Source organism: Saccharopolyspora sp. ASAGF58 (assembly GCF_012277335.1).
GTDB lineage: Bacteria > Actinomycetota > Actinomycetes > Mycobacteriales > Pseudonocardiaceae > Saccharopolyspora > Saccharopolyspora hattusasensis.
The window spans coordinates 42019-61404 of the sequence record NZ_CP040605.1; the positions used below are offsets into that span (position 1 = coordinate 42019).

The 19386-nt window shown below is 64.0% G+C and carries 14 protein-coding genes; 8 read left to right on the top strand and 6 right to left on the bottom strand.

The genetic code is table 11. The features are described 5' to 3' along the window. Positions 1–3525 (bottom strand): FAD-dependent oxidoreductase, encoded by a 3525-nt coding sequence (locus FDZ84_RS00070; protein WP_168584158.1) that lies wholly within the window; start codon positions 3523–3525, stop codon positions 1–3. After that, positions 3518–5317 carry a fatty acyl-AMP ligase gene (locus FDZ84_RS00075; protein ID WP_168584159.1) on the bottom strand — a complete coding sequence of 600 codons (1800 nt, stop codon included), beginning with the start codon at positions 5315–5317 and terminating at the stop codon, positions 3518–3520. Before FDZ84_RS00075 ends, FDZ84_RS00070 begins: the two co-directional genes overlap by 8 nt. 614 nt (positions 5318–5931) lie before the next feature. Between FDZ84_RS00075 and FDZ84_RS00080 the strand changes: the two genes are divergently transcribed. Beyond that, on the top strand, positions 5932–7446 hold the full coding sequence (locus FDZ84_RS00080) for an NAD(P)/FAD-dependent oxidoreductase (RefSeq protein ID WP_168584160.1): 1515 nt from the start codon (positions 5932–5934) through the stop codon (positions 7444–7446). Between the two features lie 133 nt (positions 7447–7579). On the opposite strand, the gene FDZ84_RS00085 is transcribed toward FDZ84_RS00080, so the two are convergent. Both FDZ84_RS00085 and FDZ84_RS00090 read right to left on the bottom strand, forming a co-directional pair. Next, entirely contained in the window at positions 7580–9424 is a 1845-nt protein-coding gene (locus FDZ84_RS00085) for a hypothetical protein (protein WP_168584161.1), read from the bottom strand. Between the two features lie 16 nt (positions 9425–9440). Further along, on the bottom strand, positions 9441–9752 hold the full coding sequence (locus FDZ84_RS00090; protein ID WP_168584162.1) for a hypothetical protein: 312 nt from the start codon (positions 9750–9752) through the stop codon (positions 9441–9443). Positions 9753–10474: 722 nt separating this feature from the next. Here FDZ84_RS00090 and FDZ84_RS00095 point away from each other — a divergent pair. Further along, the gene (locus FDZ84_RS00095; RefSeq protein WP_256413791.1) at positions 10475–10840 is read left to right on the top strand and encodes a Scr1 family TA system antitoxin-like transcriptional regulator; all 366 of its coding nucleotides are present in this window, start codon (positions 10475–10477) and stop codon (positions 10838–10840) included. Further along, the gene (locus tag FDZ84_RS40425; protein ID WP_168584164.1) at positions 10837–11010 is read left to right on the top strand and encodes a DUF397 domain-containing protein; all 174 of its coding nucleotides are present in this window, start codon (positions 10837–10839) and stop codon (positions 11008–11010) included. The genes FDZ84_RS00095 and FDZ84_RS40425 overlap by 4 nt, the downstream gene beginning before the upstream one ends. Before the next feature lie 706 nt (positions 11011–11716). Here FDZ84_RS40425 and FDZ84_RS00105 read toward each other — a convergent pair. Beyond that, the gene (locus FDZ84_RS00105; RefSeq protein WP_168584165.1) at positions 11717–12136 is read right to left on the bottom strand and encodes a cold-shock protein; all 420 of its coding nucleotides are present in this window, start codon (positions 12134–12136) and stop codon (positions 11717–11719) included. A 694-nt stretch (positions 12137–12830) separates the two neighbouring features. Here FDZ84_RS00105 and FDZ84_RS00110 point away from each other — a divergent pair. Beyond that, entirely contained in the window at positions 12831–13025 is a 195-nt protein-coding gene (locus tag FDZ84_RS00110) for a hypothetical protein (protein ID WP_168584166.1), read from the top strand. A gap of 94 nt (positions 13026–13119) precedes the next feature. Beyond that, positions 13120–13737 carry a response regulator transcription factor gene (locus tag FDZ84_RS00115; RefSeq protein WP_168584167.1) on the top strand — a complete coding sequence of 206 codons (618 nt, stop codon included), beginning with the start codon at positions 13120–13122 and terminating at the stop codon, positions 13735–13737. 792 nt (positions 13738–14529) lie between these two features. On the opposite strand, the gene FDZ84_RS00120 is transcribed toward FDZ84_RS00115, so the two are convergent. After that, on the bottom strand, positions 14530–14793 hold the full coding sequence (locus FDZ84_RS00120; protein WP_168584168.1) for a hypothetical protein: 264 nt from the start codon (positions 14791–14793) through the stop codon (positions 14530–14532). 414 nt (positions 14794–15207) lie between these two features. Here FDZ84_RS00120 and FDZ84_RS00125 point away from each other — a divergent pair, with 414 nt between their 5' ends. Genes FDZ84_RS00125 through FDZ84_RS00135 form a run of 3 tightly spaced genes read left to right on the top strand, consistent with a single transcriptional unit; the run spans position 15208 to position 19386 of the window. Further along, positions 15208–17277 (top strand): acetolactate synthase large subunit, encoded by a 2070-nt coding sequence (locus tag FDZ84_RS00125; protein WP_168584169.1) that lies wholly within the window; start codon positions 15208–15210, stop codon positions 17275–17277. Positions 17278–17317: 40 nt separating this feature from the next. Continuing rightward, positions 17318–18373 (top strand): alcohol dehydrogenase catalytic domain-containing protein, encoded by a 1056-nt coding sequence (locus tag FDZ84_RS00130; RefSeq protein ID WP_168589696.1) that lies wholly within the window; start codon positions 17318–17320, stop codon positions 18371–18373. Between the two features lie 8 nt (positions 18374–18381). Next, complete coding sequence (locus tag FDZ84_RS00135; RefSeq protein WP_168584170.1) at positions 18382–19386, top strand: 3-oxoacyl-ACP synthase; 1005 nt, start codon at positions 18382–18384, stop codon at positions 19384–19386.

Genomic DNA, 19386 nt, shown 5'->3' on the forward strand with positions numbered 1-19386 from the left:
TCACTTCTCCAGCAGCGTCTCGTCAAGCACTTTCCGCAAGGTCGCGGCCAGCCCGCGCAGGTCAGCCCCGCCGATGATGGTGAAGTGGTTGCCGGGCACCTCATGCACGCGCAGTCGAGCCATCTGCACCGACGCCCAGCCGTTGTGGGGATCCCCCACCGTTATCGCTGGTCGCCGCGCCTCGCCGAAGACTGGCGGAAAAGGTTCGACAGCGCGAAGCAACGTCATCGACAGATCAGACGGCTGAGGCCGGTAGGCGATGTTGGCTTCCAGATTCGATTGGAACACCGGCAACAACCGATCGAGTAGTCGATCGGCCGCTGCCGCGCCCATGATCTGAAGCTCTCTGATGACCAGCTCACGGCACTGGGCGAACGTCAGTGCGGGATCCACCTTCAACGCATCCCCTTGGGCTCCCGACATCGCCCGGTGCACCGCCACCAGCTCCTCCAGCGCGGCACGCTCATCCCAAACCGGGGCGGTCTGCCCCCCTCGCGGAAGGTAACTGTCGATCCCCACCACGCCGGCGACCTCTGCCCCATCACGCCGCAACCGGCAGCCGATCTCGTACGCGACCAGACCACCGAACGAGTAGCCACCAATGACGTAGGGACCACGCGGCTGGACCGCGTAGATGTCCTCGAGGTACCGGTCGGCGAGTTCCTCGACGGTCTTGAGTGCCGGCTCGCCGCCGTCATACCCGGGGGCTTGAAGCCCGTAGAACGGGTATCCTGGACCCAGATCATCGGCGAGCGCCTGTAGCTGATGCGCTGCTCCGACCGCGCCGCCGACGCAGAAGAAGGGTCGTGGCGGAGTCAGCGCAACGGCCAACACCGGCTTCCGCTCCACGTCAAGCGTGTCGGCGTGCTCACCGTCCATCAGCATGACCAGTTGGCGTGCAACCGCTTCCAGCGTGGGATGTTCGAGCAACAGCGTTGGCGGGACGCGGAAGCCCAGCCAGTCGGATAGCTCGGCCTGCAGTCCGGTCGCGGTCAGCGAGTCGAGCCCGTAGTCATCCAGTGGGGCCTGTGGGTCGATCTCGGCCACGGGGCGGCCGAGTTCGGCCGCGAGCTGCCGGGTCAGCCACTCCAGCAGCTCGGCACCGGAACGCACCTGGTATCGCGGTGCGCCGAGCCGGCCTCGCCCCCGGCTGTCGTCGGCCACTGGAGCTGCGAAGTAGCGGCGCGCGAGATCCTGAGCATAAGCCACATTGGTCTCGATCAACTCGAAACCCAGGAGACTCCCGACGTGGTAAGTCTGCCGGTCTCCTTGCATGCGCTCGAGGCGATCGAGAACACCGTCCTTGAGATCCGCGGCGCTGAAGTGCGGCATGAACGGCCATCGTCCGGCGACCAGTACCTCGGTAACCTGACCACCCATCGCGGCCACATCTGCACGAAGCCGCCGGACGATGTCCGCGGTGTCCAGGCCTCGCGCCCCATAGGAGTAGCAGGTGTAGACGTCCGTGTTGGCATACCGGTTGTGGTAGGCGACGCAGTGGCCAGGTGGCGGTGCCGCCTCCTTGGAGCGCACGAGATACATGCCGGCTCTGGGCAGTCCGGAAATCCGGCAAAGCACGGTGTAGTAGTCGATCGTGCGAACCCTCGACGCGATATCCCGCTCGTCGGCGGTGGCGTCGAGCACGTCGACGACCTGGTCGAGCGGAACGGAAAGGACGAGCGAATCCGCATGTACCGGGCCGGAATCGGTGTGCACGACGACGCCGCCGGAGGCGCGTTCGATCGATGTGATGCGCGTACCGGTGCGCACATCGGAAAGACTGTCGGCAACCCGCTGCCACAGCCTCCCGAAGCCGCCGGATACCGTGAAGGGTCCGGCATGGCCGGTGGTTCGCGGACCAAGGGAAACCAGACCGGTCATCTCGACATGTTTGACGAAGTACAGCGCGGGGATATCGTCGTGCGGATAGCCGTATCCCGAGGCGGTGTAACCGGATCCGAGCGAATCCGTCATACCCAGAAGATCGTTGCCGACCACCCATTCCGATATCGGCTGAACCAACGTCCCTGCAGAATGCGCCAGGCCGGCCGTCGCGATGCCCGGAAAGGACTGCTCCCGCAGTTGCGTGTACCGGGAGAACTCCGATCTCCGGAAGAAAGCTGCACCCGGCGATCTGCGAAACCACCGGTCGGCGTCGTATTCGTAGGTCGCCGTGGCTTCTTCAGTGTCGACACCGAATTCCGCCGCCAGTTCGGCAAACCGCTCGTAGCGCGGTGTGCAGATGTGGGCGCCCAGATCGTAGGCACGCCCGTCGACATCGATTGAGACGGCCTTACCACCGACGACCGGCTCGCGCTCCAACACCACCACGGTGTGGCCGAGGCGCTCCAATTCGCGCGCGACAGTCAGCCCGCTTGGGCCCGCACCGACGACACAGACTGTTGAGGTTAGGGGCCCCCTCGACCCGGTTACTTGGTCACGGGTGCCCCTGGCCTCAACCGTGCCCTCAACCCTGGCCGCAACCCTGGCCGCAACCGGCGCCGTCCGCGCGGCGTGCATCGTCCGGTAGATCAGGGCACGGGCATGGTTCACCGAGGCCGCTTCAAACGGCGACCGGGCGAGCGCGATACCAAGACCTTCCGGGGCCTGAGCCGGGTCGAACACCAGGTCTTTCGCCGTCTCGGTATCGAGAACGGCGTCGAACCGCACTCGCGCGATCGTGTGGTATCCCGCAGACCACACGACCGATGGATCGAGCGCGGCCTGATTGCCGTCGGTGGAGTCGGTCACCGGATGCAGCTGGATTTGCAGCAGCGCACCGAATCCGCCGTTCGAAACCTGCTCGACGAGCTCATCCCGGAGGGCAGTCGGCGGTCGCATATCGGCAGCAGACCTGGGGAGGAAATGCGGTGGCACGGGCGGGAAAACGCGATGGCCGGCGACGTGCCGTCCGCAGTCGGAGCTGTCTTCCGCCGGTACGAGCCGGTAACGCGCCAGCCAAGGACGCCCGGTGGCGTCCACGTGCACGCGCGGCGCCTGCGAGTGATAGTGGTACCGCATGAACGAGACCGGATCGCGGACCTGCTCCCACAGCAGTTCCCCGGCACGCGGATTCGCCTCCACCATGTCCTGGCGGTCCTGATCGCTTCCCAGCAGGAAGCGCACGAAGGCCGCGACGTTGCCGGCGAAAAGTGCGCGACCGGTGTTCAGCGTCAGACTGAACGGCGACTCCCGGGAACCATCGGGATCCAACCAAAGCAGCGACACACCGCGGGTTCCGGGCGCGATGTCGTCCGGCGATTCACCGTTGCTGTACCTGGCAATCAGCGGGTACCGCTTGCCCGCCGCGAAGAACGGATGCACGGCGATCCCGGTGCCGTCGACGAACTCGACATGCCCGCGCACGCAAGCGCCCGCACCGTGGAAGAGGCGTTTGCCGGTCGAGGTCACCGCGGTCTGGAATTTCCGGAGCAGTGCGGTGAAATCCGCGTCGACGTCGTGCAGTCGCGGATCATCCGGCCCGGTGCAAATCCGCAGCGCCGGGGCCAGAAGTTCACTACTCATCGGGCTGCTCCTCTAAACGCTGAAGGTACTGCGTGCGGCACGCGGCGCGGCGCACCTTGCCGCTGGTCGTCTTGAGCACCAGCCCAGGCGCGCCCACGACCACCTTGTCGCATGCGATCCCGTAGGAATCCCGGACCGTGCGACGGACCACCTGGGTGACCTCCCGGGCAGTGCCGGTAGCAGGCTCACCATCCGCCGTTTCCACGAAGACGATCAACCGCTCGCCCTGGCCAGATCCAGCCGAAGGAACCGAGAACGCGGCAACCCCACCCGGGCGGATCAGCGGGTGACACCGGCGAACGGATTCCTCGATGTCCTGCGGATAGTAATTATCGCCCCGGATAATAATCAGTTCCTTGAGTCGACCGGTAACGAACAACTCTCCATTGTGGAAGAATCCGAGATCACCCGTCCTCAGATACTCGCGTGGGTCCCCGTCGGAGACGCGAGCACGGAAAGTCTCGCGGGTCTCATCCGCCAGGCCCCAGTACCCGAGGGCCTTGGTGGGCGAGTCGACCCAGATCTCCCCCACCTGCCCGGGATCGCACGGTTTGCCGGTGCCGGGATCGACGATGCGAACGTTGGCATCCTGCTTGGTAACCCAGCCGCTGCCATAGAAACCGGCGGCATCCCGGGTGGAGCCGGCCTCAACCGGCTCCACCCGGCCCTTCTCCAACTCGCGCTTGTCCACCCACAGCTGACCACCGCTTCCCATGCTCAGGCTCAAGGTGTGCTCGGCCATGCCGTAACCGGGGTGGAACACCGCAGGTCTCAGTCCGGTCGGCAGGAAAGCGTTCCAGAAACGCTCCATGGTCTCCGGTAGCACCATTTCTCCGGAGGAACCGAGAATTCGCACGGAGCTGAGGTCCCATTCGGCGCGCTGCTCCGGAGTCGTCTTGCGGACCATCAGGTCGTAGGCGAAATTCGGCGCCGACGTGTGCGTGGCGCGCACCCGGGACATGACATCGAACCACACCGAGGGCCGCTGCAGGAAGCTCAGCGGAGACATCACGTAGGTCCGCCCGGAGTGCCCCGCGATGGTGTTCAGCAGGAAGCTGATCAGTCCGAGGTCGTGGAAGTGCGGAACCCAGGTGACCGCGACCGTGTCGTCGCCCAGGCCCAAATCCGCTGCCAGGAACTGCAACTCGCGGCCGATGTTGCGGTGGCTGACGATCACGCCCTTGGGGAACCCGGTCGATCCGGACGTGTACTGCAGGAAGGCCGGCTCGTCCGGGTCTGCCGGGTTGTACCAATGCCGCGGCTCGACCACGTCCACCTCGCCGCCGTGGCGTGAATCGGTGGCCAGCCACGGAATCCCGGGCATTTGGGGCGCTTCGGGCGGCAATGGGCGTGCTCTCAACGCCGCATCGATCGCCCCCTGGTAGGCATCGTGAGTGAGCACGACACGGGCACCGGAGCTGGTGGCGACAGCCGCCAAGGCCCCGGTATCCTGCGCGAGTTTGAGCGGGTTTGGCGGTGCGACCGGAACCGGAATCACTCCGCACGCCAGGCAGCCGAGGAACGCGCTGATGAAATGCAGCGATGGCAGGTACACCAGCAACGCCCGGTCGCCACGCCGGACGCCCTCTCTTGCCAGGAGCGACATGACCCGCTGCGCGTCGTGAGCCAGCCGGCGCACCGTCATCGACTCGGCATCGCGACCGTCGTCGTCGACGAACACGAAGAGCTCGCGGTCCATGTCACGCTCGTGGAGATCGATGAACGCCGCCAGAATCGTGCCTGCTCCGAGGCTCGGGGCCGGGTTCGGATCCGGCTCAACTTCCAAATGCATGGCGAGTCTCCCTGTCTACGGTCGGGCCGCGAACCCACTTGATCCGCCCAGCCGCTTATGCTGGCATCTCCCCCGGACGCCCTGTGCGGACGGTCTTGCGCCACAACCTGCCCAGTCCGACCCGGACACCAAAATGCTACGGACCTTAGTGCGGCGGACGAAAGGTCACCGCCCTCGAAGTTGCCTGATCCGACAGCCTTTCCTGCCTACTCCTCCAGGCCGCGTAATCTCGGCGGCTATTCGGCTGATTTAAGACCCACGAAGCTCACGACGAGCACCGGGACACTGCGGCAAGTTGGTGAGCTCTGCCCCGCCCCGCCACCCCGGTAGGCCAGCCATCCAGCGGACGGGCGACCGAGCGCCGACAGCACAGGCGGCGCCACCTTCGAAACGTCCACGTGGCGCAAGCACGTGATGCCTACAGAAAAGCGGTACGCGATGCGGCCATGGAGCGATAGGTGCCGCTTCCGAAAGATGCCTCATAGGCATGGTTTCGTTGCCCATTAGTTCACACCCCCGGGCGGTCTCTTGCCGAGAGCACGCCCGGAACGTTAAAGATTCGAACAGGACAGGCAACCGCGACAGTGTGAGCGGGTTGGCCCTGCGAGGAGCGCATGAAACAATACCTCAAGGTCGTGATCGTCGGCACCGGCTTCGGAGGACTCGGACAGGCCATCCAGCTGGAGAAGGCCGGCATCCGGGACTACCTCGTCCTGGAAAAGGCCGATGACGTGGGCGGCACGTGGCGGGACAACTCATACCCCGGATGCGAGTGCGACGTCGAGTCGCACCTGTATTCGTTGTCCTACGAGCAGAAACCCGACTGGTCACGCAATTTCGCCGCCCGGTCCGAAATTTTTGCCTACCTGAGCAACATCGCGGACAAGCACCGGCTGAGGTCTAAGATCCGATTCGGAGTCGGTTTGACCGCGGCGACCTGGGAGCCAGACCGATGCAGGTGGCGGCTCAACACCACGACAGGCGAAGAACTCTGGTGCCAGTTCCTGATCTCCGCAGTCGGCGGCCTGCACGTCCCCCGGCTGCCCGAGCTTCCTGGCATCGAAACTTTCACGGGCCCGGTCTGGCATTCCTCGCAGTGGAACCATGACTTCGACTTCGCCGGAAAGCGGGTCGCTGTCATCGGCACCGGGGCATCCGGGATCCAGCTCGTGCCACCGATCGCGGCCGACGCAGCCAAGTTGTACGTCTTCCAACGCACTCCGCACTGGGTGCTGCCCAAACGCAACCGAGACGTTCCCGGCTGGCAGCGGGTGTTGTTCAAATACATCCCCGGTGTTCAGCGCGTTTACCGCAACAGGATCTACTGGCGCCGGGAGATGCGCGCGCTTGCGTTCAACGGGCGCTTGGAGCTGTGGAAGGGGCCCGAGTCGATCGCCAAGCAGCACATCGCCCGGCACATCAAAGACTCCGCTCTGCGGGAGAAACTGACGCCCAAGTACACCATGGGCTGCAAGCGGGTATTGTTCTCCAATGACTACTATCCGGCCCTGGCCAGGGACAACGTCGAGCTCATCACCGACAGCGTGGCCGACGTTCGGGCCGGCTCGGTGGTGGACGCTTCTGGCGTCGAGCGCGAGATAGACGCGATCATCTACGCGACCGGCTTCCGCATCACGGATGCGTTGGACTACCTCCACATCATCGGCACCGACAGGCGGTTCTTAGCCGAGGAATGGGCAACCGGTGGCATGCGTGCTCATCTCGGCACCACCGTTGCTGGATTTCCGAACATGTTTTTTCTGCTCGGGCCGAACACCGCTGTCACCCATACGTCCGTGATCTTCATGCTCGAAGCACAAGCCAGGTACGTGGTGAACGCGATCAGGTTGGTCGACAACAGCGGCGCTGCGGCACTCGATGTTCGGCGCGACGTGCAGGAAGGATTCCAGACAACGATCCAGCAGAAGCTGGTTAAGGGAGTCTGGACCCGGGGTGGCTGCACGAACATCTACCACGATGCGGCAGGCGTCAACCGAGCCATCTGGCCGGGCTTCACGTGGCAGTTCTGGCTGGCCACCCGAAGGGTGCGGCGCGAGGACTACCGTCTGCTCCATCGCGCACCGCAGGATAGGCGCCTCGAGGCCAGCGAGAGCACCCCGGCTCGGTAAAATCCGCCAAGCCAAGCGCTGTCGGTTGATCACGCCGACGAAGCGGACTACCGCTCTGCGATGCTCCTCCAGACTTGCGAAAGCGGCTCTCGCGAGAGCGGCTCAAGGAAGTCTGGAGGTTGGAGGTGCCACCTCATGCGGAAGTTGAACGCGCTTCCTCCCCGCCCTGCGGACGGGGCATCCGCGACACATCCTTGCGGTGATGACCCGCCGATGCCTTTCCGTAGGTATTGGCCTCGATGCTCGAGCGCGCGTGGATGTCTGCGGTCTTACTCCCGGTCTTCCACAGCGTTTCTCCGACACCCGACCTCGGGAACGCGGTGTTGCTGGCCGCCGAATTGACCCCGCCGCGCAGCGCGCCGGTCGCTCCCTGCAGCAGCACGCCCTTCCACATGTCACCGGGCTGGCCGTTGCCCCTGGCCACCTCGATGCCGGACTTTACCGCGCCGCTGGTCATACCGTTGATGGCATCCTTCGGGACATCGTAGAAGAGAATTTCCTGCCAGCTATTGCGCGAGCCGAACGAGGCACCCCACGCATTGTTATTCCGCACGAACGCCAGCCGCTGGCGGAAGGTGGTCTGGTCACGGGCGGCGATGCGGGCCGCATCAAGCTGGTCCCAGGCGTCAGCCCGGAATCTCGCGAGGTCGTGAGCGGCTTCGCTGCGCGCAACAGCGTCTCTGGCGGTCTGCACGTTCCGCTGCCATTCGAGGAGGCCCTGCCGGGAGGTGTCCAGTGCGTTCTGGGCCTCGCGTAGACCACCGGAGGCCTCGGCGAGCGCGCGGCGGGCAGCGTCCAGCTGCTGAACGCCGTCCTGAATCCACTCCGGGTTGCCGGACGCCCGGTACAGGTCGAGCCTCGTGCTGGCGGCGCCGACCCGTTGCATGGCCTGGTCGACCGCCTCGCGGTGCACCAACACGGCGCGTTCGCGCGTCGCCACGTCCGTAACGGCTCGAGAGAGTTCGTCGACGGCTATGGTGTGTTCTGCGACCGCGTTCCGGTGGTTGTTGCGTGCCAGGGTGAGCTCGTCGGCGAGGCGCCTGCCTGCATCGGGCGTGTCCTTAATGCCGAGGTTCGCCGCGTTGTCGTACGCGGTCTTGACGTTGTCGAGCAAGCGTTCCGACTCGGAAGGCGGTGGATTGGGCGGCTTCTGCTTCGGTGCCGGGCCTATTTTCATGACGAAGTTCTTGGCCTGGCTCTCGAAGGTGACGAACTCCGGCAGGCCGTCGGACCCCCGTCTCGCGTTGCCCGCGCCGTCCAGCACCTTCGATATACCGCTCTTTTCCAGACCGCCGACGAACGCCCCGCCCAGACCACTGACTCCAGCGCTGATGAACACCTGAGCCGGGTCGATCTTCTTGCCCAGGAGACCCGACGCCGTCAGGTTCGCCGCCAAGTCGATCCCCATGTCGCGGACGCCCTCGACCAAAATCCGGCCGTAGCCGACGCTGAGCCGTTCGCTCTTCCAGGTCAGCTGCGAGACCTCGGCAATCCACGTGCGGGTACGCACCAGGAAGTCCACCAATACCCGCAATGCCTGGGCAAGCAATTGCAGCACGCGGACGCCAGTGCTGACCAGATACGCAAGCCAGGCCTGTGCCCAGGCCAGCAGTGCCGGAAACATGGCTGCTGCGGCGTAGAACGCCAACGTCGCGGCGATCAAAACAGCCAGCTCAACGATGATTTGCGTTACCCTGACGTGCTTCCTCGCGTGCTGCTCCTGCTGCGCGGCCACCACCTCCGTGGTCTGCGCCATTCGTTCAGCGCGATGCACAACCCCTCGCATGCGGTCGGTGAAGGCGTCCGCCGCATCACCCGTCCACTTCTGCAGGCCGACGCCGGTAATCTCGGCTACCCGAGCGCTGTGCTCGCACAGGTAAGCCGACAGGTCGGCCCAGCCCTGGGCACTGCGGTACAGAGCCTGCGCGTCACCCCCGGGGTTTCGGAGACCGACCTCGGACAGCGCGTCCTGCGACATTAATTCGCGTCCTTCATCAGGTTTTGTCGGCCGTCTCTGTGGCCGTGGCGTCCACGTCGGAGAAGTGCCTGGCCTCGTCCTCCAAGGCGTCCGCAACTTCCACGACTTCGCGGTGCATCTTCATGAGCTGTTCCAGCGTCTGCGCGGTGGTTTCCCGGTACTCCCGTTCGGATTCCACGGCGTCCGGCGTCGCGCCGTACGCTCCGCGCGTGGGCTCCGCCTCGTTTTGGAACTTCAGAATCCGCGCCCTCAATTCGTCGGCCGTGGCCCGCAGCTCCTGGCTCATGCGCCGCAGGTTCTCCACGTCCACACCGACAACGTTGGACACGGTCTTACCTCCTCCGATCGGTGGGCCACGCAACCGAAGATGCCAGACCAACAAGGCCGTTGAGGCCCAACTTCACCAAACCGACCGAAGCCAATCGGCAAATGTTCACTCGCGGTCCTTCGGCGCGTTCCTTAGAGCAGAAAGGGCACCGACACGTCGTGCCCGCGCGCGGACGACTTGCGGACGCGCCAACCTCTCGACTCGGGGAAGCGTGCGTGGCGGCCAAAAAGGAGGGTGCCGCATACGCGTTTGTCGTAAGTCACATTCTGATTTCCTCACCGGCCTGAAGCTGACGGCCGGTGCGCATGGAAAGCTGGTGATGGAACTCACGGCGCGCATCCGCGACCCGCGCCTGAGCGCGAGCCACCGTGATCCCTGCCCCATCCCGTTCCGGCTGCCTTTCTCCTTGCGGGGAGGTTTCGTTGTGCCCGCTTGAGTTTCTTCTCCGCTTTGGCGAAGGAACTTAGGCGCAGTGATCTTCGTAACGTCAGAGAGACCGCAGCCCGGTATCCGGCAGGAACGTCCTCTGTGGACTGATTGGGTGGCAGGTCCGCTCCGTGTTCGTTCCGAGGATGCGGGCCTTGGTGAGTGCAGGTGGAATCGGCGCGGTGCTAGAGCCGATGCAGCGCGTCGAGTAACTCGTTGAGCGCCCGCAGGAACTCGCGACACTCATCCAGGCGAGCGAACCGCCGTTGCGATGACAGAGGTCGCCCCCGTTTCTGATTCCAGGCCTTTTGCAGATACCTGAATACATGCAAGCGATCATGCATGACATGTCGGACAAAGAGACCGGGCCGCGCATCCTGATGCGCATGGAACGCAAGAACTTGATTTCGCGCGTCGATTCCCCCAGCTTCGATGTGATACTCGGCATGACGCGCGGACCGCCCAGCATCTCATACAGGGCACTTTCGCCGCCGATCGTGCACTTGGAACACTACAGCGGTGCCGCGTCCCTCAAAGGCTCGCGAGATATTGCCGCATACAAACGCGCGGTTAATACCTTGCGGGAACGGGCAGTATATACCGTGGAATCACTGAGGATGATTTCGAAAGGTGCCGCAGAACTGGAAGGAATAGACGAGTGACAAACAATCTGACCGGCTGGCGCAAGTCGACCCGGTCCGCACAGCAGACAGCCTGTGTGGAGGTCGGAGGCGCTCCCGGTGTGGCGGGCCGATTTCCCGCGAAATCGGCGTTCCAAGTGAGGGAGGGGTGCCGATTTCGGGCTCTTGTGACGTTTCTGTGGGTAGTTTGAGCTGGGTTCTTGGGTCCGGAGACGAGGGCACGCCGTTGCTTCGGCTAAGTTTCTGGCTTGTCCAGAGTCAGGAACCGAGGAGCGGAAAATGTCGTGCCGAAGGGCATTTCATGGCGTGCCGTGGTGGGCATCGGTAGCGGGCGCCGTATCTCGGGACCACCCGGATGTTTTTGGAACGGAACATTGCCACTCACGACCGATGCCCGTCCGGTCGTGAGTGACAACGCCGGTTCTTACCGGAACCACCACTCACGACCGATGCCCGTCCGGTCGTGAGCGACAATGCCGGTTCTACCTGTGCGGTGCCGAAGAGCGTTGGACGTCGAAGCAACAGCCTACGGTGTTCGGGGAAGCATTGAAGCGATCGCTGCACCTGGTGCACCTCGTGAAGGCACACCTGCCTGACGTCCAAAACACCTTCACTCCCGCTGAGCGGAAGAAGGAGAAGGACATTGATGCTGGGCAGACGACAGCAACTGTCGGGCAAGCCTAAGGAGGGCGGCTACGCCGCTTGCGGCAGCCTCGCACCGTGGGCCTTCCACCTCGCGGCTACGGATCGACCAGGATGAAAAGGCTCAATGGGAGACAAAAAGATTGGCCGGCCTGAGCCCAAAGCCGTTGAGCTTTGATACGGCGCTCAGAGCCGTATGCCCGGCCTGGACACTCTGCGTCCCGGCCGGGCATACGGTTCTAATTCAGTGTGCCGTCAGGCTTCCACCCAGCCGTTACGCTGCGCGAACGCCACGAGCTGACTGCGCACTTGGAGGATCTGCCCGCCCGTCATACTGGGCGCAGCCTCGATCAGCACATCCGTGATCTTCTGGGAGAACTCGGCTGCCGACAGAACTTCGCACAGCTCCTCGTCGTCACGCTCCTGTTGTTTGACGGGCAGGATCTGCGGCGCGGGTGTCTGCGAAACCGCGCCGAGCAACCGCACAGCCACGGCCTTCGTGCCCTGGTTGCTGGAGGCTGCCTCGAACTGCACCCGCATGCCACCTTGGAGGACCTGCTTCAGTTGTTCGTCCAGAATGGACGCGTGTAGGAACACGTCCTCACCGCCGGCATCCGGTTCGATGAAACCGAATCCCCTGGTCCCGTCGTACTTTACGATTGTTCCTGTCTTCACCGCTTCCGCCCCTTAAACCGCTAGTGCCTACCGCACCGCCAACAATTACCCCCCGAGTATAAGGCCCTCCGCGCCAAAAACAAAGTCCGGGTCAGGCAACCGGCGTACTCCGGGCCGGATAAAGTACGAGAACGCCGTCACGAGCCCCCGAATCGCCCGTGACCGCGTCCCGTACCGGTCTTCCCTGGGCGCGGACTGCTGGCGCGCGGAGACACCGAAGCCGGGCACTTCCCGGCACGAACCGCAGTCGATCCGCCCGGACGGGCACCGAAGTTTGCCCCTGTTGCTCTTGCGGATTCATCGACGCCGTTTGTATGCGATTCAAGCGAAATTGATCAGTATTTCGCGGTTTGCCGACACGGTCGGTGAGCCCGGCGGTGCGCTGCACGTAATCCCCCGACGTCGTCGCCGATGGGATGGCACGGTGCCCCGGTTCGCGCCCGGGTTCTGCTCAGGCTGGAGGTTCCCTGGTGCATTGCCGCGATCATGCCCGATCGCCGTAGCGGGTCCGGCCGGAACGTAGCGCCCCTGACTGCTCCTGTGACGCGTATCGCAGCAACCCTGCGCTGGGCGAACGGACGGGGGCGACAAGGCAAAGTCGCTGAGCCGAATGGTCAATCCCGGTTGTTGAGACAGATAATGGCGCCGAGTTTCAGGCATGGTAGGTCGACGGGTTTGGACGGAGGAGGGAACATTGGAGAAGGTCGATCTGCCCGAGGACGCGGTATCCGTGCTGCGGCAACTGGAGACCGAGATGTCGGAGGCTCGCGAGTACGTCGTGCGATGCCGCGCGGCGGGCAATGAAGAGGCTGCCCATCTCCACGACGTGTGGATCGACCTCCTCCTGGAGGAATGGGGCCGGTGCCGGCTGTTCACGCAACCGACCTGATCAGGCAAGCAGGCGTGAAGGTGGCGTAGAGAATTTGTGAAGGGGATCTTCCGACACTGAGACCACATCGTCGCGGAGCGTGTGGGAGATCCTGATGGACCGAGTTCGAGTGGCTGTTCTGGCCGAAGACCCGATCACCGTAGCCGGTCTGGCGAGTTGCCTGAAGTCACGGGAGGAGTTGTTCGTGGCGCCGAACCCGGCTGAAGCCGACGTGATCGTATTCGCTGCAGACCGCGTCAACGCCAAGGTCCTGGCCGAGTTGAGACTGTCAGCACAACAGGTGTCGGCGCCCAGAGTGCTGGTGACCAACGAGGTCAACCCGGCCGATGTACTCAGCGTGGTCGAATCCCGCGTGGTGGCCGTGCTGCCTCGAACTTCCGCGACCGGAACGAGGCTGACCAACAGCGTGGTCGCTGCGGCCAAAGGCGCCGGGACGATGCCCCCGGATCTGCTTGGTGAGTTACTCAAGCAGGTCGACCACTTGCAGCGTGAGGTGCTGACGCCTCGGGGTTTGAACGCTTCCGGTTTGACCAACCGGGAAGTTGACGTGCTGCGGCTGATGGCCGACGGCATGGACACCGCGGAGATCGCGCAGAAGCTGTGCTACTCGGAACGAACGGTCAAGAACGTCATCTACGGGGTGACCAGTCGACTCAACCTGCGCAACCGGCCACACGCGGTGGCGTATGCGATGCGAGCCGGAGCGATCTGACCAGGAACAGGAGGCAGGTCGACGCGTGTCCGGCTGCGGGCAGCACTGGCCGAGCACGAAGTCCTGGTTCAAGACGAGTGGTCACCCGCCGTACTCCGCTCCACAGGTCAGGAGGTTTTCGACGGAGCCGTGTCCGTACCACCCCTGGACGTCGGGCAGACCACTACCGTCTACTTCCAAGTCGACTCCACCCGAGCGAGGCCCGGCGATCCGTCGATCGAGTTCGAACTGCGTCAAGAATCCGACGGTCAGACCGTGACCAGTCGCAGCACGGCGGCGATCACAGTGCAAGGCGGATCACCCGCTCGCCGGCCAGACCACCGCGCCATGCCCGGCCGCCGCACAGCCACTACTCCAACGCAAAACCTGCCCCGGGCGGCCACCCAGCTTCGTCCAGTAACACCCCGGTGCAACAGCCAACGGGCAATAGGAATTAGCGCGTCACGGCTACCTGATGCTTGCTTCAGACGTTGCGAAGTGTCAATCCCTCAAACCGTCGAGGGTTGATTTGTAGGGATGTTGCCCGATGTGGTCAGCGCCACGCTGCTGGGGCGGGCGGGGCCGTGGGTCCAGCACCAGCCGCCTACGCCGAGGCCATTCGCTTCGTACGCCGGTTGATCTGGGCCACGCCCGCTGACGGGACCGATTTTCCCGGTGCCGGACACGTACTCCGCATCCGCCGCGACACCTTCGACCACCTCAGTAGCCGGATCAGCAAGGAAGTGCGCACGGCGTAACCAACCCGACCGGCAACCGGACCCGCCCCGAACGCCGCTCCCGATACAAGGGAAATCAAGAACAAAACGCACTGGGTTTCGCGACACCGTCCACCGCGAAGACGACCAGAACGCGTACCCCGGAACCCGGCTCCCAGGCCTTGCCACTTTGCGCAACCCCGCACTCGGCCTGCTTGGCCTGGCCGACATCACCCAGGTCACCCGTTCTCCGCAACACGTCGCCGCCGACCGCAGCGGAATCCTGCCACCATAGCGGACGCGACCAGCCCAAACCGGCTTTGCCGATCCCGTCCGGCTGACTGACTGTCCGAATGGTCATGCATTAGTGGTCATTAGGGCACTGTCGCGACCAAGCGGTACCGTCTCTGCCGAAAATAGGGTCAGAATTCGCCCCGTAGTCGCGACTAGTGACATTTGGCCCGGTTGGCGGCAGAATCAATGCCCCAAGCGCACACCTGGGGTAGGCCGATTTCCGCATGCCGAAAAAAGAGAACGTTACTGGAGGTGGAGGCAGGGGAGCACCTGGACCAATCCTCTGGTTTCCCTGCAGGTTTCCTTGTGATCCCGTTGATCGCACGTGAAACGGCGACCAATGACGCTCATTTGCTCTAAGAATACTTGCACGGAGCGGCAGCTGCCATGTCGTAAGCGAATAACCCTTGGCGTCGGTTCTCGCGTGGGGGCACGCCGGTGCCGGTTGCATTAAATGGGTCTTCTTTAGGAGGCTTTCTCGATGACCATCCCCTCGCCAAGGCATGCCGGACAGATAACCGGCGCCCAAGCCCTGGTCCAAAGCCTGGAGCTAATCGGGGCGGAGGTGATCTTTGGTTTGCCGGGGGGCGCGATCCTGCCAGCATATGATGCACTGGTCGATTCGAAGAGGCTGCGGCACGTATTGGTACGGCACGAGCAATGCGCCGGCCACGCGGCAAGAGGATACGCCCAGGCGACCGGGAATGTTGGGGTTTGTCTGGTTACCAGCGGGCCCGGCGCGACCAATCTCGTCACTCCGCTGGCCGACGCGCACCGAGACTCGATTCCGCTTGTGGCGATCACCGGCCAGGTCCCCAGCACTGCGATCGGAACGGACGCTTTCCAGGAGATTGACGTCCTGGGAATCACTCTTCCCATTACCAAACACGGATTCGCAGTCACCAACGCCGAACAGATCCCCGCCGCGATCGCTGACGCATTTCGGATTGCCAGGACCGGCAGACCCGGGCCGGTGGTTGTCGACGTGTGCAAGGATGCCTTGCTCGCCGCCACTCCCTTCACCAAACCACGAGCGCCAACGCCTCAGGCGCCCGCCATGTGTGACGAGGGATTGCTGCGTAGCGCCCTAAAGCTGTTGCGTTCGGCATCGCGGCCAGTGCTATACGTCGGCGGCGGTGCCGTTCTCGGGGAAGCTGCCCCGGAACTGTTGCGCTTCGCAGAGCATGCCGGGATACCTGTGGTGACCACGCTCATGGGGCTCGGCGTTTTCCCGGACAGCCATCCATTGCACATGGGCATGCCGGGTATGCACGGATCAGTGGCGGCCGTCGGCGCCCTGCAGCAGGCCGACTTGCTCATCGCGGTCGGAGTTCGCTTCGACGACCGAGTGACCGGACAACTGTCCACGTTCGCTCCCGGAGCAAAGGTCGTCCACATCGACATCGACGCCACCGAGATTTCCCGGGTCAGGCACGCCGACGTGCCCCTGGTCGGCGATTGCAAACAGGTCCTCGGCGAACTCCACCGGCTAAGCGCCGCAGAAGCCCTTCGCTACGACTTCACGGCCTGGACGAGTGTCTTGCAGAGATATCAGAAGACCTATCGCCCGGCCTACGAACAGCCCGCGGACGGGCTGTCTGCCCCACACGTGCTACGCCGGCTGAGCGAACTGGCCGCGCCGGACGCGGTCTACGTGACCGGGGTTGGCCAGCACCAGATGTGGACTGCCCAGTGCATCGGCTTCGAACGTCCGCGCTCGCTGATCACCTCGGGCGGGCTTGGCACGATGGGAGTGGCGGTCCCTGCGGCCATGGGCGCGAAATTGGCTTTGCCCGAGCGCGAGGTCTGGGCGATCGACGGCGACGGCTGCTTCCAGATGACGCATCAGGAGCTGGCCACGTGCGTAGCCGAACGAATCCCCATCAAGATCGCCGTGATCAACAACGGTAGTTATGGCATGGTCCGGCAGTGGCAGAACCTTTTCTACGACGAGCGGTACTCGCACTCCGAGTTGAACGCCGTTGGGGCAGCGCCGGATTTCGTGCGGCTCGCCGAAGCATACGGCTGCGTCGGCCTTCGATGCACGAAGGCCGATGAAATCGACGAAGTGGTTCGGGACGCTCTGGAAATCACCGACGTTCCCGCCGTCATCGATTTCCAGGTACCGGCCAACGAGTTGGTGTGGCCGATGGTCGGTCCCGGCGCCAGCAACGATGACATTTCGATCGCCCGCGGTATTTCACCACGCTGGGATACGAGCACCGTTCGCGAGGAAGTCATCGCGAGAAACGCGAGTACCGAGTTGGCCGGCGCCCCGCCTCGCGCAGTTTTCGTGGTTGCACGGGACACGCCTTACGTAGTACCGCGCGTTACGGCCACAGTGCGCCGCTGCGGCCTCACCATAGACCGGATGTCGCTGGAAAACCACGGCGGACAGCAATATCTGGAACTGTCCTTGGGACCCTCCGGGGTTCGTGGCGAATCCTTGGTGGACAGCCTCCGGGACCTGGCGGATGTTCTCGAATGCAAAGCTACAGTACAGGAGGAAAGTGATGAGTACGAGCGGCTCGGTCACAACGCAATCGGTTAGCCAAGAAACTACGAGCTTGCCACGTCAGCGACGCGCGACCATGAAAGCGCTCACCCTCGTGGCGCACAACGAGGTCGCGTTGGCAGAACGGCCGGTACCGCACCCGGGCCCGCGCGATGTGGTAGTGCGTACCACCGCATCGATGATGTGCGCGAGCGATGTACACAATCTAAGCGGCGCAATGGCCGTGCCGGTGGGCCGGATCCTTGGACACGAAAGTGTGGGGATCGTGAGCCGCGTTGGTGACGCGGTGACACGAGTACGCGAAGGCGAACGGGTGGCGGTTACCTCAGTCACGCCGTGTGGATGCTGCGATTTCTGCCAGAGCGGGGCACCACAGCAGTGCGGTGGTGGGGTTGGTGGCTACAAGTTCACCACACAGCAGGACGGAAGCCTGGCTGAATATTTCGTCGTGCCGGACGCCGATTTCAACGTCGCCAGGATCCCCGACGAGCTGACCGACGAGCAGGCGTTGTACGCGACCGACTCCATGAGCACGGGGCTCGCCGCAGCCGAACAGGCCAACATTCCACTTGGCGGGACAGTTGCGGTGTTCGCTCAGGGCGCGGTCGGTCTGTCCGTCACGGCAGGAGCCCGCTTGCTCGGCGCCGGCACAGTCATAACCACCGCGACTCGCCCGCTCAACGCCCGCCTGTCCGCGCAGTTCGGCAGTGATCTGGTCATCAACCCACGCCACGAGGACGCGATCAACGCGATCCGGGACGTCGTTGGCCAGCACGGGGTCGATTGCGCCATCGAGGCACTCGGCACCCACCAGACCTTCGAGCAGGCCGTTCGCGCAACGAAAGCCGGAGGCACCGTGGTCAATGCCGGCTACCACGGCTGGCAGTCCACCGGGCACCTGCCGATTCCGCTAGTGGCCTTCGGTTTCGGCATGGGTGGCAAGACAATCCGGGCGATGCTCTGCCCCGGTGGCTCCGAGCGCCTTCAGCGGTTGTTCCGGCTCATGGTCAACAAGCGCATCGACCCCACACCGATGACTACGCACCGCTTCGGCTTCGCGGACGCGGCGAAAGCCTTCGATCTTCTCGCTTCACGCGCTGACGGAATTATCAAGCCGCTGATCACGTACTGAGGGACAACATGACACAGACTGCAGGCATTCTCGGCGCTGGCTATTCGGTCCCGAACGGGGTCCGGCGCAACGACGACCCGGCCTACGCTTCGCTGAATCAGAACCGCAACGCCCAGGGCGTGATCGAGGCGGCCGTCTTCCGCGGCCTCGATCGGCGCCGAGTGCTCGCCAAGGGCGAACGCATCGAAGACCATGTCGTCAAGGCCGCTGATGCCGCGCTGGGCAAAGCAGGGCTCGAGCCCGCCGACATCGACCGGTTGTACGGCTACATCACCGTGCCGGAATACCTCACTCCCAACAGCCTGTACCACGTGCACCACCTGCTGGGGCTTCCCCCTGAAGTCATGGTCGTACCGATCAACAGCGAGTACAGCAACTTCCTGCTCGGCGTCGTGCACGCCGCCGAGGCAGTAGAGGCCGGCCGGACCCGCAACTCGCTGGTCGCCTGCGGCGCCAACTGGACCGGGCACATGGACTACACCAAAGGCCACGCGGTCAGCATCGGAGACGCGGCCGGCGCGGCGGTGGTCGGTCCGTCCGATCGATTCGTGGTCGTTGACCACTTGACGCAGACCGCAAGCAGCCAATACCACGGCCTGACCATGACCATGAGAACGTTGCACCTCAACGGACTCACGCTGCTCCCCACCGATCCGGTCACCGGGCTGCCGACCCCGACCTACGACATGACGCAGACCGGGATCGAGGACCTCGGCGGGCTGGTCAAGGACGCCGTCGCAGTAGTGGCGCTTGACCTGCTCAAACGCAATGACGTAGACCCGAACCAGGTGACCCTCATGACCCACCAGGGTTCCCGGATCCTGATGGACCACTGGAACGAGCGCATCAAACCCCGTGATTACCTGGACACCCTCGCCGAGCACGGCAACATGACCGTGGCCACCTACCCGGTCAATCTCGCCTACTACCTCGACGAGATCACCACCGAGTACACGCTGATCGTGGCAGTCGCATGCGGACTACACGTGACCGCATTGCTGCTGCGCAACTGA